We start from the raw sequence: 16,937 nt of genomic DNA, 5'->3' as shown, positions 1-16,937 counted from the left end.
ATAATGAAGGTAAGTAATATGGAAACAAGCACCATCTTAATCGTCGATGACAACCCTAGCAATCTCGACGTGCTTTCTGAAGCCTTAGGTGGTCCTGGATGGGAGATATTGGTAGCAACTGATGGCGAAACTGCCATCGAACAGGCTGAATACAGTCAGCCTGATTTGATTCTGTTAGATGTGATGATGCCAGGAATTGACGGATTTGAAACCTGTCATCGGCTGAAGGCAAGTCGGTTGACGAACGAAATTCCAGTGATTTTTATGACGGCTCTTTCTGACATAGGAGATAAAGTCAAAGGCTTTAATCTAGGGGCGGTGGATTACATTACTAAGCCTTTTGAACAAAAGGAGGTGTTAGCTCGCGTCAACCTCCATTTAACACTGCGTTCTTTGACTAAAACTCTAGCACAGCAAAATCTGCTTCTCAAACGGGAAATTGAAGACAGGCTTGCAGCAGAAACAGCGTTACATCAGCTCGCGCAGGAGTTAGAAAAACGGGTGGAAGAACGAACGGCTGAACTTTCTCAAGCTTTGGATAATCTTAAAAAAGCTCAAGTGCAAATGGTTCAAAGTGAAAAGATGGCTTGCCTTGGTCAACTTGTAGCTGGGGTGGCTCACGAAATTAACAATCCAGTTAGTTGTATCTCCAATAATATCCCTATTGCCAAGGAATATATTGCCGATTTGATCGGGATGATTCGGCTTTGCCAGCACAGCGTTACTTCGACATCAGAATTTGAGGATAAGTCCTTGGAGATTGAGTTAGATTTTATTGTTGAAGATTTGCCCAAAATTATTGATTCAATGGCCGTAGGAACAGAGCGACTTTACAATCTTTCTCTGTCACTGCGTAATTTCTCTCGGTTGGATACATCGGCACTAACGCCAGTGAATATTCACGAGGGGCTAGATAGTACCTTATTAATTTTAGGGCATCGACTAAAAGCTAAAGGAACTTTGCCAGAAATTGCAGTGATTAAAGAGTATGGCAAATTGCCGCTAGTTGAGTGTTATCCGGGGCAACTCAATCAGGTGTTTATGAATATATTGGCGAATGCAATTGATGCTTTAGAAGAGTATACAATCAGTTGTCCGCTGTGCGGGGAAAAGAAACAGAGCAATCACTGTCCACAGATTCGGATCGGCACTGAAATGCTTGAGGGTGACAGAGTGGTGATTCGGATTGCTGATAATGGGGTTGGCATAACTGAGGAAGTAATGCAGCATTTATTCACGCCGATGTTTACTACTAAATCGGTGGGTAAAGGAACAGGTTTAGGTTTGTCTATTAGCCGTGAGATCGTAGAAGAAAAACATGGTGGTAAGCTGAGCTGCATTTCGTTGCCCGAAGGGGGGGTAGAGTTTGTAATTGAGCTTCCTATTGAGCATTAGTAATGGGGATTTTTTATGGTGAATCTTTATTGGGCTGTTTTGTCAATATACCGTTAATCATGCGATCGCCCATGTCTAATCTACCAATCACCATCACTGTCAAACTCTTTGCCGCCTATCAAGAAGCAGAGGGCTTGTCCGAACTGAAATTAGAATTTCCCAAAGAAACTCCCGTATCGCAAGCCCTAGAACGCCTGAGTACCGATCGCCCACTGTTCTAACTATGCGCGATCACACCCGAGCACGGTATCAACCAGGAATTTGCCCTCGCCCCACCCCGCTCCAAAAGGGTGATGAAGTCGTCCTCATTCCCCCTCTTAGCTCTCCCCTCTCCCCTCGGACACTTTCCCGAGGGCGATCGGTTTTTGACAACTCCCCTGCCTAAAGGCGAGGGGATTCTTGGTTCATGGGGACTACTCATGTAGCTTACCCTCCCCAAAATTCACTGCGATGTGCCCCACCGCTGTATATCCACGCTGCAAAACCACTTGGGCGGCTGCAACATCTCGATTCGTTTCATAGCCACACTCAGGACATTTATGCACCCTTTGAGACAGTTCCTTTTTACCTGTATGGGTTTGGCACTTTGGGCAGGTCTGGCTAGTACCATGAGCATCTACCTTGGCGAAGTACACACCTCGCTTAAAGCAGATATGACTCAAAATGTTGAGAAACTGCCCAAACCCCGCATCTAGGGTGTGCTTACACAGCATCCCGGCGGACATGGCTTTGAGATTCAACTCCTCGGCAAAGACGGTCTCGGCTCCATCGCACAAATGATGAGCGGTCTTAAAGTGAAAGTCTTTCCGAGAATTCGAGATGTACTCGTGGTGTTTGGCAATTTGATGGTGAAGCTGACGAAATTTCCTAGAGCCTTTCTTCTTCCGTTTCAGTTGACGTTGCAGCGATTTCAGCTTGCGTTGTCCACCCAGAAAGAATCGAGGTCTATCAATCAATTCACCATCAGACGTTGCCAAAAAATGTTCTAGCCCTAAATCAATCCCCAATCCATGCCCTGATGCCGAGACTTGAGGCACTTCAACATCACATTGTAAAGTGAGCATGGCCCAGTAGCCAGATGCCCGTTTCACAACGCGAATTTGCTTGACCTCAAAGCCTTCAGGGATTGGGCGCGATAGGTGCATTTTGACGCTTCCAATCTTGGGCAAGTTGACCCAATGGATGCCATTAAAGCGCTTAACAGATTCTAGATTCAATTGAGGAAACACAAATGAGCGCATCCGCTTTTTGAATCTAGGAAAGCCGTGCCCGCGATCCCACCTTGCCACAAACGCCGCCTCTAACTGGCGCAACACTTGCTGCAAGACATGGGTGTGAGGGAGCTTCAATTCGGGGATTGACTTCTTTGCGAATGCCAGTGTTTTGCACTGACGGGCAAAGGTTGGACGCGGTGCATCGGCAGGGATGATGTATTCCTGTTTGATGCTGCACGAGTTGATATCACACTTGCGAGAATTGATCCAATCCTTCCGTTCCCGCAACGCAAAGTTATAGACCTTGCGACAGATGTTCAGCCACTGGTCGAATGTTTCGCGTTGCGCGTTGGTGGGAATGAGCTTGTACTCGTAGGTTAGATTCAACATACAACCATTATACAGCGACTCTGAATAAATAGGAGCTTGTTTATTCAGACTCCTCACTGAAGACCTCTTCATTGAAAGTCCCCCTAGAAGGGGGAGGCTTGTACCCATTTCTCTGGTCACTGGGCGGGCGATCGAGCTAAACTGAGAACTGAGGCCTGCCTTCGATCGGAAGAAGTCCTCAAACTTCTTGGAAGAAATTGTTTTACCTAGGAGTGGGTCAAGCCCACTTTTTTTGTTGCATTAGTCGCAGGAAAAGAGCTCAGGGCGTCAGACTTGCAAGTTGAGGACCGATCCAGTAGGGGTAATCCCCCCCTGGAGATCCCCTGCGGGGATGTTGGCTAAGTCCCAAAGTTGAAGAGGAAAGTCGCAGCCACCTAATCAAACCACCTCAAAGCCAAGCAATCTCAACACCAAATTTTTCCTTGCCCCTATCCGAGTTTAGGAGTTTTAACTTAAGTATTCGATATGACTCATCCCCTAATCCCACAAATCATTGACTTAGCTACCCCCGTTGCGGAAACACTGGGATTGGAAGTAGTGGGAGCAGTGTTTCACACCAACCAAAATCCTCCCGTCTTGCGGGTAGACATCCGCAACCTCCAACAAGACACCGGTTTAGCCGACTGCGAGCGCATGAGCACAGCCCTCGATGCCGAGTTAGATGCAGCCGACATCATACCCGATGCCTACGTGCTAGAGATTTCCAGTCCCGGAATATCCCGATTGCTCAGCAGCGATCGAGAATTTATTACCTTTAAAGGTTTCCCCGTGACAGTCAAAGCCACCGAACCGGACTCGCGAATCAAAGAGTGGAAAGGACTACTCCTCTCCCGGGATGAAACAGCGGTTTATCTCAATCAAAAAGGGCGCCAGGTTAAAATTCCCCGCCCTCAGATTGTCAAAGTTGAACTAGACGAAGGAAAGGAGAGGTAAAGGGAAATTTTGAGTTTTGAGTTTTGATTTTTGAGTTTTGAGATTGCCTCGCAGCAAGCTGAAAACGCTTCGCTGCGAGTTACTTTTTAACAATCACATCTTTAGCAGCGGGTTGAATAGGAACAACAAATAAATTGTTACAGCACCTAGCTTTCCTTATCCTATCCAGTAACTCATCAATCATCCGCCATCGCTTTTACTCGAAAATTTCCCATTACCAATTACCGATTACCAGTTACTTATTACCAAAGCCAAAAAGGAGTGTTTTATATGTCAATGGTTCCCCTGCCCGGACTAAAAGAAATGGTCGAAGGTATTAGCAAAGAACGCAATTTACCCAAACACGCCGTCCAAGCAGCCTTGCGAGAAGCCCTGCTCAAAGGATACGAACGCTACCGCCGCACCCAAAAACTCGACCACTTCAGCGAAGAATACTTCGACAATTTTGATGTAGAACTCGACGCAGAACAAGAAGGTTTCCGCGTTTTAGCAAACAAAACTATTGTCGAAGAAGTCATCAATCCCGATCACGAAATCTCACTTTCGGAAGTGCAAGAAGTAGCCACGGAAGCTCAGCCTGGGAGCATCGTGCTCGTAGACGTAACACCAAATCAAAAAGAATTTGGTCGCATGGCTGCCATCCAGACCAAACAAGTTCTCGCTCAAAAACTGCGCGACCAACAGCGCAAAATGATTCAAGAAGAGTTTAAAGATTTAGAAGAAACCGTTCTTCAAGCAAGAGTGCTCAGGTTTGAGAGGCAGTCGGTGATTTTAGCAGTCACCAGCAGCTTCGGTCAGCCAGAAGTAGATGCCGAACTCCCTAAGCGCGAACAGTTGCCCAACGACAATTACCGGGCAAACGCTACATTCAAGGTTTATCTCAAAAAAGTAGGTGAAGGCTCGACTCGTGGGCCGCAGTTACTTGTTTCTAGAGCCGACGCAGGTTTGGTGGTTTACCTGTTTGCTAACGAAGTACCAGAAATAGAAGACGGGGTGGTGAGGATTGTCGCCGTAGCCAGGGAGGCAAATCCGCCCTCCCGGCACGTCGGTCCCCGGACTAAAATAGCAGTTGATACTCTCGATCGCGACGTAGATCCCGTAGGAGCCTGCATCGGAGCGCGGGGATCGCGGATTCAGGTAGTAGTCAACGAATTGCGCGGCGAAAAAATAGACGTGATCCGGTGGTCTCCAGATCCAGCAACTTATATTGCCAACGCTCTGAGTCCCGCTAGAGTAGATGAAGTGCGTTTAGTTGCTCCAGAAGGCAGGAGAGCTCACATTTTGGTCGCTGAAGACCAACTGAGTCTGGCCATTGGCAAAGAAGGTCAGAACGTGCGCCTCGCAGCCCGCCTCACCGGTTGGAAAATTGATATCAAAGATATTGCTAAGTACGATCGCGCCGCTGAAGACACCAAATTGGCAGCAGAAGCAACCAGGCTCGAAGAACTAGCAGGCGACTACGACGCAGACTCTGCAGGCGACTACGACGAGGAAACCGCAGAATTTGAGGAAGAGGAGGCAGCCGCCACGGAGGAAACCGAAGCCGCTGTCTAAAAACTGTGACATTCACAATATTTTCTCTCGAAGGGAGACAAGGAGGAATTCTCCCCTACTCCCCTCGAACCCTACTCCCCCTCTCACAAGAAATGAAACCGAACTACCGGTGCTGTGCAAGTTGTCGAAAAATAGCTCCTAAGGAAGCTTTTTGGCGAGTAGTCAGGCTCTATCCTTCTCATCAGGTACAATTAGATAGTGGCATTGGCCGTTCGGCTTACCTTTGTCGGGAAGCCGAATGCCTCAAAGCAGCTCAGAAAAAAAATCGACTTGGGCGATCGCTCAAAGCGCCTGTGTCTGACGAACTGTACCAAACACTTTGGCAGCGTTTAGCCACATCTGAGTGTAAATCTGACCGTACATCTGACACCATCCCGGGCCGGGCGAAAAACTGACAATAGTTCGGCCTCGACTGTATAAACCCTCTTGGCAGCCCTACCAGTAATTACCGGTAGCGCCAGCTCTAAAACCCCAATCCGATCTGCCCACCAGTCTGGAAAGATTTGTGTCAGATTAGATAAGGGTGGGGTACTAGCAGAGGTATCCTCAAGGTGGAAAGGCAAACTTTGAAGGTTGAGAGAGTGGCTGTTGCCAAAATTCAGACTTCAGAGTTCCAAGTTCCCAAAAAGACTTGAGAATTCTCCAACCGCAGACTTCAGCGAGTTACATCTTTTAGATAAAATTGCTGAGCGAGTACCAAAACCCTGATTCCTGACACTGAATCAATCACAGCGAATGATGTCGTCATTAGAACAAAAAATCACAATGTAAAAACTGGTTGGCACAAAAGAGGGCAGAGTGGATGAACAACGGCAAAGTAAGAATTTACGAATTATCACGGGAACTAAATTTGGATAATAAAGACATCTTGGCAGTATGCGAGCGGCTCAATATTTCAGTTAAGAGCCACAGCAGCACAATTACAGAATCCGAAGCAGAACGCATTCGCAAAACGGCTGAAAAATACGTAGCCAGCAGCCACTCTTCCCCTGGCAAGCCAGCTCCCCCGGAAAGAGCAGCAGCGCCATCTAGAGAATCTGGCCCTCACCCTAACGACCAACAAAAAAAGCAGCAAATTTTAGAAATACGCAGTCCAAAAGTACGGCCGGCTGGTGCTTCCTCCCAGCCTGCGGGCAACGAGGAGCAAAAAACCCAGCCTGGGGCAACCGTGGCAACTCCTCCAAAATCGCCCGCCGCTCAACAACTCCAGCCTCCAGCTAAACCAAATATCAATCGACCTGTACTGTCGAAGCCAAATGTCGCTGTATCGGCGGCTCCGTCAGAAACTGTGTCAGAAACACTGTCGGAAACTGTAGGTGCGATCGCGGAAACAACCGCGCAGGCGGTGGCACCTCTGACACCTCAACCGTCATTGGAAAAGGCTCCCGAACGCACCAAGCAACCGCCGGTTGCCCCTCCCGGACCGTCGGCAAAACTCACGTCGCCACCAGTCAGAGCGGCGTCAGAGTCTGCTAGCCGTACCCCACAAAATTTGGGAAACAAGCCGGTACTCAAACTTGCAAAAACCGAGCAAGAGCAATCAGAACAGTCAGAAACTCTGGAAGCGCCGGCTAAACCGAGCCGCCCCAGCAGACCTGCACCGTCCGCTTCTAGCGAATCTCGCGACACCCAAAGACCGCGCCGGGAAGGCGCTGGTGGCCCAGTAAAAACTCAACTGGCCGATCGACCCCAGCCGGGACCGCGCCGGAGCCCTGCCCCGGCAACGTTAGCTACCGGGCTGCGCAGCCGGGGCGGTGACACGGTGCCGGCCGGGGATGACACTGATGACAATGAAGAAGATAATACGCCGTTGCTGGAGATTCCTCTCCTCAGCAGGCCAACTCTCCCTCGTCCTGCCAAAAAGACATCGGTCATTTGGGAAGAAGATGATGACGAAAACTCAGATGCTGCCAAAGCGGCCAAGGCTGTTAAGGCAAAACGTTCTCGCCTCAAACCAATAGACGAGGATGACGATGACTTAGAAAACGGCTTGGATCTGCCAGCACCAGTCACGGTCAGCCTGTCCCTAGCCCGCCCAGCTAAAGCGAAGGGACAAGCAGCACCCAAGTCAACACCAACTCCGGGCGCACCCGGAAGCAGCGGAAAAAATAAGAGACCGGGCCCTTCTCACGATAAAAGTTCTTCTTCAGGTTCGACCGGGGGACGCGGCAACCGGGGCAAAACAGCCGAAGCTAAGGTAGAACGTCCAGAAAAGCTGCTGCTGAGCAGGCCGATGACCGTTCAAGAACTAGCACTTACTCTGGCTGTTCCGGAAACCGAAATTATTAAGCGGCTGTTCTCTAAAGGCATTGCGGTCAACATTACCGAAACCCTCGACATTCCAGCGGTGAGGATGGTAGCCGAAGAAATGGGCGTAGAGGTGGAAACCCCAGAAAAAGTAGCCCCAGCTATCAAAGTGATTGAGATGCTGGACGCAGCGGATTTGGAATACCTCGAACGCCGTCCGCCAGTGGTAACGATTATGGGACACGTGGATCACGGCAAAACTACCTTGCTCGATTCGATCCGCAAAACAAAGGTAGCTCAGGGAGAAGCTGGGGGGATTACCCAGCACATCGGGGCTTACCACGTGGATGTGGAACACGATGGCAAGAGCCAGCAGGTGGTATTTTTGGATACGCCCGGCCACGAAGCCTTTACAGCGATGCGGGCTCGGGGAACACGGGTTACGGATATCGCCATCTTGGTGGTGGCGGCAGACGACGGCGTGCGACCCCAGACAATTGAAGCGATCAGCCACGCGAAAGCGGCGAAAGTGCCAATTGTCGTGGCTATCAATAAAGTAGACAAGGAGGGTGCTCAGCCGGAACGGGTGAAGCAAGAGCTTACTGAGTACGGCTTGGTCGCAGATGACTGGGGCGGTGATGTCACGATGGTGCCAGTCAGCGCGATCCGAGGCGAAAACCTGGATACGCTGTTGGAAATGATTCTGACAGTCGCGGAAATGGAAGACCTCAACGCTAACCCGCACCGACCGGCTAAGGGTACTGTGATTGAAGCTCACCTCGACAAGGCAAGGGGACCTGTGGCAACTCTGCTGGTGCAGAACGGCACTCTGCGAGTGGGCGATATTGTGGTGGCAGGCTCGGCTCTGGGCAAGGTGCGCGCCATGATCGATGACCGGGGCGATCGCGTAGAGCAAGCAACTCCATCCTTCGCGGTGGAAGTGCTGGGGCTGCGGGAAGTTCCTCGCGCCGGAGACGAGTTTGATGTCTTCGCAAACGAAAAAGAAGCAGCGGCGATCGCCTCTGGAAGAGCTACATCCCAACGAGATTCCCGCCTGCTGCAAGGCGGCCGGATCAGCCTCAGCGGCTTCTCTCAACAAGCTAAGGAAGGCGTTCTCAAGGAACTCAACTTGATCTTGAAGGCAGATGTCCAAGGCTCCCTCGAAGCAATTGTCGGCGCTCTGACTCAACTTCCTCAAAAAGAAGTTCAACTCCGACTGCTGCTATCGGCTCCTGGGGAAATTACAGAAACGGATATTGACCTCGCTGCAGCCAGCAATGCTGTGATTATCGGGTTCAATACTACTCTGGCCACCGAAGCTCGCCTCGCCGCCGACCAAGCGGGCGTAGACGTGCGGGAATACAGCATTATCTACAACCTCTTGGATGACATTCAAGGGGCGATGGAAGGTCTGCTGGAACCCGAACTGGTGGAAGAACCTTTGGGTCAAGTCGAAGTGCGCGCTGTCTTCGCGATCGGTCGCGGGGCTGTCGCTGGATGTATGGTCCTCTCTGGCAAAGTCATCCGTAACTGCAAGGTGCGGGTGCGCCGCGGCAACAATGTCGTTTATGAAGGTGTCCTCGACTCCCTCAAACGGATGAAGGAAGATGCCAAGGAAGTCAATGCTGGCTTTGAATGCGGCATTTCCTTGAGCGGGTTTAGCGACTGGGCGGAGGGCGATATTATTGAAGCCTACCGGATGGTTACTAAGCGCCGGACTCTATCTCAATAGTTTTGAGTTGTGAGTGTTGGGTTGGAAGAGAAGTTTTGAGTGAAGGCAACTAAATTGCCGATCGCTCGCCACTATTCTCTTCACTCAATACTCCCAAACTCATCACTCGTAACTTTTGTTTTTAACTTATAGCCGAAGGAAGAAGGTTTTCGTTATCTAAAAGAGAAGGAAGAAGGAAGAAGGTTTTCGTTATCGTCGCGAGAGAAGGAAGAAGCAATAAAAGCAAAGATGTCAGCAATTAACAACGTCATAATCGTTTTGCCTGTTGCTGAAAATTCAAAATTCAAAACTAAAATAAGACTTACGCAAAGCAACCGAGTTTCTTGCCAAAATGCTGGGTACAACCGCTAGATATGTAATATTCGCAGCGGGTTTCTGGGTCAAGAGTGAGTCCCTAGCTGTCAAAACTCAAAAATCAAAACTCATAACTCATAACTATTTAAAGTGCGTTCTTTTTGGTCAGAGCCTTTTTTGTGGATTCACCTTTCTGGGGCGGCTGCACTGCCGATTTTCCTGGGACTGTGCTTGCTGGGACTCGCAGTGGGTTCTCCCCTGCTCCCTGTCTGGTTAGAAATGTTTTTAGTGGCTGTAGCAGGTATTTTTCCTGTGCTGTGGATGCAGTGGTTCCGCCCTTTTTACATTTTTAGTATTTTAGTTGTGGCCGTGAAACCGCAGAATTTAACTTCTTTGCAGCACCGGATTCTGACTCGGTTTAAAACTAAGTTAAATAAAGGACTCGCTCTATTTGTGCCTGTTTTGCTGGCACTATTTTTGTGGCAGCTCTACCGATTTGCTCCCCTCGCGGCTTCGGTGGCTCCCTTTCCTCCTTCCTGGCGGTGGGCTGGATTGTTGTTGGCAGCTTCTGCTTTTTTAGCTAGCAATTTGTTTTTGCAGGTGTCTAGTAGTGTCCTGGCGGTTTTGCTGACGCCGGAATCAGAATTTGCAGCGACAAAGCCTTATGTTTTAGAAAAAATTCGGCAGGATTTTACGATCGCGCCTTGGCAAGTCGATCGACTTTTGCCGGCTTTGGCAGGCGAGACAACTGTAGCTGTGGCTGCACCCGCAGAGTCAATTGGGCCAGCATCCGGCATAGAGAATTCGTTAGCAGACAGTATTATCAACCCAAAACCTGCTGACACTAAGAGCGTTACATCTCTACCCGAACAGTCGAGCGAAAAAAAGTGAAATAAAAAATTAAAATGGGCACAGTTGTAGTTTAAGCTACTTTAATTTGTACAGATGTATGCTGTGCAAAAAATAGGTAATGCCCCTCCTCAGATTGAGATTATTAATAGTCTTAATATTTAATTTTTCATCGCAGGTTGTGGATATTTTATATTGGCTATCGGGAGAGAAGAATCTATAATAGAGAGTGTCAAGGTAAGCTTTCAATCCTTACAGGGGATTAAAACAGAGGTATAACAATATGGCTAATTATCTACCGATCGCACAAGAACCTCAAGCCGCAGAGCCGATCGAGCTGTGCGAAGATTCTGAAATCTGGGGCAGTCTCAAATCCGCGATCGGCGCAAGTTCAGGATTTCAACGCTGGCAGCTAGAACTCAATTTTGACAGCCTGCAGCAAAATGCCACCATCGATCAGCAGGTGCGGTCCTATCTGCGGGAAACTTTAGAAACTTTGGCTTACTGAGCAGCAGCAAAGCCAAATGCTGTAACCGATAGTAGCTTCCCATCGCCCCATGTTTAAAACCAACTTGAAACACGGCGTTAATTTCACTATTTTTCTGAACAAAGGGCGTTTTAGAATTAATATAGATATCCTAGCTCCTTCTATTCAGGAGCTAGGACGTTATCGATACCTACCTATATCGATTCCGGTTGCACCGTCCGTGATTGTTGACTGTTGACTGTTGACTGTTGACGGGCGGGTCAAAAAACTGAAAATTGCGCGAATTATTTGTTGCGAGCTTGATTCGACTTTAAGCCCGACTTTTGAAGCAAGGATTTGATATCATTCCGGCCCCGAGGGCCGGAATTGATATTAAAACTTAAAAAATCACCGGATTGAATCTTCCAAAAATTAGCTGATCTGCTCCAAGGATTCAAGTAATATCTGAGCACTACGCCTATGGTGGAATTTATCAGCAATCTTCTGTCGTGATTTTTGAATCAGGCTCAATGTTAACTCTTTGTCCTTTAGCAATTTTTCTATAGTATCTGCCATTTTTTCGGGATTTTCCGGCGGGATTAGCATACCGTCAACACCGCTATCTATCAGTTCCGCCATTCCACCCACCTGCGTCACTACTACAGGAGTTTCCATAGCCATTGCTTCCATAACCGCTACAGAAATTCCTTCTTTTAAGCTGGGTAAAACAAAAATATCAGCCTCTTTATAACCTTGGCGATTTCGTTCTTCTGAGACAGAACCAAGCAGCTCAACATAATCAGACATTGATTGCTCTTCAATGAATTTCTCCAGTACTTTGCGGTAGCCATTACCAGCCTCTTCATCCTCACCCGCAATCTGCAAGCGCACGTCAAACCCTCGTTCTCGAAGCAACTTCACTGACTCAATCAGGTACTTTTGTCCTTTCGCTATATTCAGACGGCCGCAAGTGTAAATTCGGCATTGACTGCCTTCCTGCCAAGGACTATAGGGAGTTTCACGCTTAACTTCATCCAGATTTACACCGACTGGTGACACCCTCACATCCTTTGGCAAGAAGCCTGCCAGCTCATCTTTGACAGAGTTGAGGAGTTGTTCAGACATTACAGAAGCAAAAGCAGAATGTTTCCATTTTTGTTCTTGATTGGGCCCAAAATCTTCTAACTGACCGAGAAGAGCCATACTGTAAGTGATGCCCGAAAGTATTGAGGCAAATAGGGCAATATTAGCAGAATTGCCACAGGAATGAACGTGGACGTGAGACCAGCCCTGGGTTCTGGCAAGCCAAGCTAGCTTAGCCCCCATAACAACCCATACCAAATAGTAAAGCCTTTGAGAAAAGGATATATTTTTAGTATTAGCAATTACACTGAGGCAGCGCCACCACGCAATGGGGCCAGCTTTGATTAGTTCTATAGGAACGTTAACAAAATCTTTGATTTCCAAGGGTAGTAAATAATCAGTCATACTTTGGGCTTCCTCCTCCCAACTATGTATAACTTTCGTGCGAGAACGGCGGGTTGATATTATGTGAGGTGTCATACCAAGCTCGAGGAGTGCTTGATATTCTCGCCATATCCAAGTATGAGTTTGTCCGGGAAATTTAGGAATAAAGTAGCCAATGTGTTTATTCATTATTAATTTTTTTTCTTAACAAATCGGCAAATTGAAATATGCTAAACAATCGGTTGTTTGTTCCTGAAAAAAAGATTAGCCCGCAGCACCCACGCCATGCCAATTTTTGGGGACAGATTTTCGGTGATTTCAATAAATGCTCGCTTTACAAAATCTAGGTTCAAAGGATTTTGACTCACATTCGGCACCCCATAGATTTAATCGTTCAGAACTTTTAATAGCTACAACTATAGTTTGGGGGATACCCAAAAGTCAAGATGTATCAACCAAAAACTCCAATCCCACTAGGTTGAGAGAGTGTAAAATTTTAGGGTACTGAATGTGAGCGGTCATTCAATAGATTCTGACTAGCCGGAGATATCTCACATTGTTTTGTTGCTAATAGTCTAGGCGGTTTAGCTGGCTGCCACTTGTAATCGAGTGCGAGGTTGGCCGATCGCCAAACATTTTTTAACAGCAGCAATTACATCTTCGACATCTGCATCTGTTAATTTTGCCGAAATCGGCAAGCTAATTGTATGCAGTCCGATGTAGCTCGCATTCGGATAGTCTTCCGGCTGCCATCCAAACATTTTTTGATAGATAGGATGTTCCGGCATACTCATGTAATGTACGCCGACACCGATATTTTCAGCATTCATAGCGTTGAGGAACTCGTCGCGGCTGATTCCTGCTTTGGCTTCATCTACCAGAATGGTGTACAGGTGATAAGCATGAATTGTATCCGGTTCGGGGTTCGCGGGCAAAGTAATCGGCAGATCCGCAAATGCTTCGTTGTAGCGCTCCCAAATCTGCTCCCGCCGCTTCCAATAAGGAGCAACTCGTTTCATTTGATGAAGGCCGATCGCAGCTTGCAGGTCCATCATATTGTATTTAAAACCTACTTCCACCACTTGGTAGTGCTTGTAACCCGAGTCTCCGAAGCGCTTCCAAGCATCTTTGCTCATACCGTGCAGCGCTAAAATTTTGAGCCTGTCGGCGTATTCTTGACGGCCGACGAGAATCATTCCTCCTTCCCCGGTCGTGATATTTTTTGTAACATAAAAGCTGAAGCATCCGAAGTCGCCAAATGTGCCTGCTTTCCGTCCCTTGTACTCTGTTTCGATCGCGTGAGCGCAGTCTTCAATTAACTTCAAGTTATGACGGCGAGCAATCTCGCAAAGCGCATCCATGTCACAGGGACGGCCGGCAAAATGAACCGGCAAAATTGCTTTTGTTTTTGAAGTTATTTTAGCTTCGACTTGAGCGGGGTCAATATTCATGGTCACCGGATCTACATCCGCCAGTACAGGTGTTGCGCCTGCGTGAATAATCGCATTAACTGTGGCACAAAATGTCATTGGAGTAGTAATGACTTCATCCCCCGGTTGTAACGCAGCAGCGAGGATGCTCAGGTGCAGTGCCGCCGTACAGGAATTGACAGCTATCGCGTACTGGGAACCTTTGTAAGCTTTGAAGTCATTTTCAAAAGCCATTACTTTTGGGCCTGTACCTAACCAACCTGTTTTCATGGTTGAGACCACTTCTTGAATTTCAGCATCTTCGATCGCGGGAGCACCGAAAACCAAAAAACGGTCTTTTGAACGAATAGGATTGTTGTTCATATTGCTAGTGTTACCCCGTACATAGAGTCGAGCGAGTGAATGTGTAGGCCCCTGAAAAGTAAGATCTTATTTGAATTTGAGATCCTGTTAATTAATGCAGTCTCTGACCTTTTTTTCAACTTTTTTTAGTCAAGAGTTTTGGGGAATGCGTTGGGCCAAGGCATTTGTTATAGCATGAGCTTACTTATGACCAGCCGTTTTTCCGCAAGCGCCTCACTCTGACAGCGTTTCTCTATCTTAAGATAGATAACCTGCAATGTCCACCCGATCGTATCTCAGTTTATGTGGGATATACAAGCTTTTGCCCGAATTTTTTGGTTCAAATACTTTTCTCAGTAATAATACGCATACTCACTCTCAATTTATGGTAAACTGTGTAACATTTATCTAAACAGAGATTTTACGGCCAAGTTATACGATTTGAGTTTTGAGATTTGGGAATGACTGATTGCGGTCAGGTTTGGAGCTTGTCTAGGGTGGCATTCTTTTTTTAAACAGGTGCCCAAATTAGGCAAATTTTGCACAATAAAATGTGACTCCCCTGTAATTGAGGCAGGTTCAGCAACCCAAGCGCGATCGCACGGCTCAACCCTCCTTGACAAAATCCGCTACAATCTAGGCAGACGAATCTTGTTCAAAAGGTCTTGCAGCCGTTCTGAAACGCCACCCAATTGTTCTGACCAAGCTACAAGTTTGCCGTAAGCTTCAACTAAACGATCGCCCTCCACGTAAACTTCTGGAGTCGGATAATTCTTCATCGCTTCCAGCAGCGTAATATCGTTATCATTAGTTGCAGACAGCACCAAAGCCTCGCGCAAAGCTTCTCGATTTGCATTCCCCGAAGGAGTGCGAATTACCTGACCCACTTCATCGAGAATGATTTCCCCAACCTTACTGTTGAGCGTCCGATCCAAAAAGCTTTGACTGACTTTCACCGGTCTCGTCAGACTGCTGCGAACCGCTTCCGGGTCTTTTTTTGCCTTTCCCAGCAGCATTTCTAACCCGGGCGACATTTTCCCAGTTTCTGCAAAAATTTCTAATTCGCTGACTGGTAAAGTCATTCGGATCGCACTGTATTTGAGCACTACCTTTTCGGCAGCCGCCGCAGCACTGCTGTAAAATACAATTCCCGCGCCTGCTGCTAAAAATAACGTCCACCGCCCTTGGAAAAATGACCTGCTCATAGTAAAATATCCCAACATCTTTTTCTAATTAGACTGTGACACATCTACCAATCTCCCGCTCCTAGCAAAATGCCGAGCGCCAGCTCTTCTATAAGTGAAGGCTGGCGCTGGGCTTAAATTTATTTTATATATTTAGGGTCTTTATGAAGGCTGACCCCAATTGAACGAATTACAAGCGGTTTATGATTAGGGCCTTTAAATTTGCTGACCCCAATTGAACCCACTCTTTAAGTATGACAGGGATCGATTGCAAACCAGGATTTCCTAATAATTTCTTTATATTTCTAACTTTTATTTGCCTCAGATAGATTTTTGTCTCGATTTGTAAATTTTTGTTACTTCCCCTTTGGGGATCGGCTCTGGGCGCGCTGCTCCCAGCGAAACAGGAACACCATCAGAGCCACCACTCCGACTTGGAGGGCAAAATTGGGCAAAGCCGAACCAATTTCGCGGCCCGAGGCAATTTTAGCGAGGAAAACCAAGCCGCCGATAAAGCCGGAAGCGCCGCAAGCTACGTAGACAAACTGTCGCATAGGCCGGTAGGGAGCGGTCATTTCAGCGGTTAAACGCTCGTATTGTTGGCGGCTGAGGTTGCGGGGGTTTTTTGGGATGTATGTGCGATCGTCCGAATTTGGGGCTGGCATAGATTTAGAAAATAAGTAAATTAGGATTGGGCCACAAAAACCCGGTTTCTACCAAAATTATTTTTGCTAACGGGGTAAATACAGCCGAAAGACTGGGTGTTTGGTACTGAGTGCGCCGAAGAGATTGAATATTAGACTACCAGAAAAATGGGGTTAGAGCCTCCCCCTTCTAGGGGGACTTTCTCCATGTTTTTGGATAAAACCAACCATTCCTATGATAGATGAAGCGATTAGAATTTGTCAATTCATTCGCAACAAATCGCTCCGGCTTTGGATTGATGGTGGAGCTAAATCATGGTTCGCTCTTTCTAAGTATTGTGCGATTTGGGCTAAAGAATTTGACTTTGCCAACAAGTTAGGCGCGATGGCTCGACAAGCTAGTGCAGAAAGAGCATGGGCTAGTATTTCTCGCTTCAATGAAAACGTCAAAAAAGGAATCAAAGGTAAAAAAGTCGGGTTTCCGAAGTTCCAAAATAATTGTTTTTCTGTTGAGTACAAAACCAATTATTGGAAGCTTTCAGAAGATAGAAAATCAATCAGCTTTACCGACAAGTGCGGAATTGGGCGAGTAAAAATGAAAGGCACTCGTGAGTTAGGCTTTTACGCTCCGAGTCAAATCAAGCGGGTGCGGCTAGTCAAGGGTGCAGATGGATTTTATATTCAGTTTTGCGTGCCAGTAGAGCGAGTAAAAACGGTTGTAAGCTGTTACACATTTAAACTGTGATACAAGCATTACCCTTGTTTTTGATTTTTCGCCCCCATTTAATTATTAATT

General features: G+C 47.4%; 14 protein-coding genes. 9 read left to right on the top strand and 5 right to left on the bottom strand.

Annotated features, from left to right (window positions below):
• Positions 1-18: 18 nt before the first annotated feature.
• Together QUB56_RS11070 and QUB56_RS11065 are read left to right on the top strand one after the other, a co-directional pair.
• Complete coding sequence (locus tag QUB56_RS11070) at positions 19-1,395, top strand: response regulator (protein WP_332955195.1); 1,377 nt, start codon at positions 19-21, stop codon at positions 1,393-1,395.
• A gap of 2 nt (positions 1,396-1,397) precedes the next feature.
• Positions 1,398-1,616: a hypothetical protein gene (locus tag QUB56_RS11065; protein ID WP_332955194.1), complete on the top strand. Its 219-nt coding sequence runs from the start codon at positions 1,398-1,400 to the stop codon at positions 1,614-1,616.
• Positions 1,617-1,808: 192 nt separating this feature from the next.
• Here QUB56_RS11065 and QUB56_RS11060 read toward each other — a convergent pair whose 3' ends face one another.
• Positions 1,809-2,999 carry a transposase gene (locus tag QUB56_RS11060; protein ID WP_332955193.1) on the bottom strand — a complete coding sequence of 397 codons (1,191 nt, stop codon included), beginning with the start codon at positions 2,997-2,999 and terminating at the stop codon, positions 1,809-1,811.
• Between the two features lie 465 nt (positions 3,000-3,464).
• Here QUB56_RS11060 and rimP point away from each other — a divergent pair, with 465 nt between their 5' ends.
• From rimP to QUB56_RS11030, 6 genes are all read left to right on the top strand, one after another.
• Positions 3,465-3,932 (top strand): ribosome maturation factor RimP, encoded by a 468-nt coding sequence (gene rimP / locus QUB56_RS11055; RefSeq protein ID WP_332955192.1) that lies wholly within the window; start codon positions 3,465-3,467, stop codon positions 3,930-3,932.
• 270 nt (positions 3,933-4,202) lie between these two features.
• Positions 4,203-5,486 (top strand): transcription termination factor NusA, encoded by a 1,284-nt coding sequence (gene nusA / locus QUB56_RS11050; RefSeq protein WP_332955191.1) that lies wholly within the window; start codon positions 4,203-4,205, stop codon positions 5,484-5,486.
• A 92-nt stretch (positions 5,487-5,578) separates the two neighbouring features.
• Entirely contained in the window at positions 5,579-5,881 is a 303-nt protein-coding gene (locus QUB56_RS11045) for a YlxR family protein (protein WP_332955190.1), read from the top strand.
• 407 nt (positions 5,882-6,288) lie between these two features.
• The gene (gene infB, locus QUB56_RS11040) at positions 6,289-9,465 is read left to right on the top strand and encodes a translation initiation factor IF-2 (RefSeq protein WP_332955255.1); all 3,177 of its coding nucleotides are present in this window, start codon (positions 6,289-6,291) and stop codon (positions 9,463-9,465) included.
• Between the two features lie 444 nt (positions 9,466-9,909).
• The gene (locus tag QUB56_RS11035; protein WP_332955189.1) at positions 9,910-10,650 is read left to right on the top strand and encodes a low-complexity tail membrane protein; all 741 of its coding nucleotides are present in this window, start codon (positions 9,910-9,912) and stop codon (positions 10,648-10,650) included.
• 241 nt (positions 10,651-10,891) lie between these two features.
• Positions 10,892-11,116 (top strand): hypothetical protein, encoded by a 225-nt coding sequence (locus QUB56_RS11030; RefSeq protein WP_332955188.1) that lies wholly within the window; start codon positions 10,892-10,894, stop codon positions 11,114-11,116.
• 390 nt (positions 11,117-11,506) lie between these two features.
• Here QUB56_RS11030 and epsE read toward each other — a convergent pair whose 3' ends face one another.
• The 4 genes from epsE to QUB56_RS11010 all read right to left on the bottom strand — a co-directional run bounded on the left by epsE (position 11,507) and on the right by QUB56_RS11010 (position 16,162).
• A complete protein-coding gene (epsE, locus tag QUB56_RS11025) occupies positions 11,507-12,730 on the bottom strand; it encodes an exopolysaccharide biosynthesis GT4 family glycosyltransferase EpsE (RefSeq protein ID WP_332955187.1) in 1,224 nt (407 codons plus the stop codon).
• Between the two features lie 395 nt (positions 12,731-13,125).
• Positions 13,126-14,334 (bottom strand): DegT/DnrJ/EryC1/StrS family aminotransferase, encoded by a 1,209-nt coding sequence (locus QUB56_RS11020; RefSeq protein WP_332955186.1) that lies wholly within the window; start codon positions 14,332-14,334, stop codon positions 13,126-13,128.
• Positions 14,335-14,942: 608 nt separating this feature from the next.
• On the bottom strand, positions 14,943-15,518 hold the full coding sequence (locus QUB56_RS11015; RefSeq protein ID WP_332955185.1) for an alpha/beta hydrolase: 576 nt from the start codon (positions 15,516-15,518) through the stop codon (positions 14,943-14,945).
• Between the two features lie 335 nt (positions 15,519-15,853).
• On the bottom strand, positions 15,854-16,162 hold the full coding sequence (locus tag QUB56_RS11010) for a DUF3493 domain-containing protein (protein ID WP_332955184.1): 309 nt from the start codon (positions 16,160-16,162) through the stop codon (positions 15,854-15,856).
• Between the two features lie 214 nt (positions 16,163-16,376).
• On the opposite strand from QUB56_RS11010, the gene QUB56_RS11005 reads away from it, so the two are divergent.
• On the top strand, positions 16,377-16,886 hold the full coding sequence (locus QUB56_RS11005; RefSeq protein ID WP_445243329.1) for an RNA-guided endonuclease InsQ/TnpB family protein: 510 nt from the start codon (positions 16,377-16,379) through the stop codon (positions 16,884-16,886).
• Positions 16,887-16,937: the final 51 nt, after the last annotated feature.

Origin of the sequence: Microcoleus sp. AR_TQ3_B6 (genome assembly GCF_036702785.1) — a bacterium.
Lineage (GTDB): Bacteria > Cyanobacteriota > Cyanobacteriia > Cyanobacteriales > Microcoleaceae > Microcoleus.
Note: the sequence above shows the minus strand (reverse complement) of the source record. Positions and strands in the feature narration are given on the sequence as shown.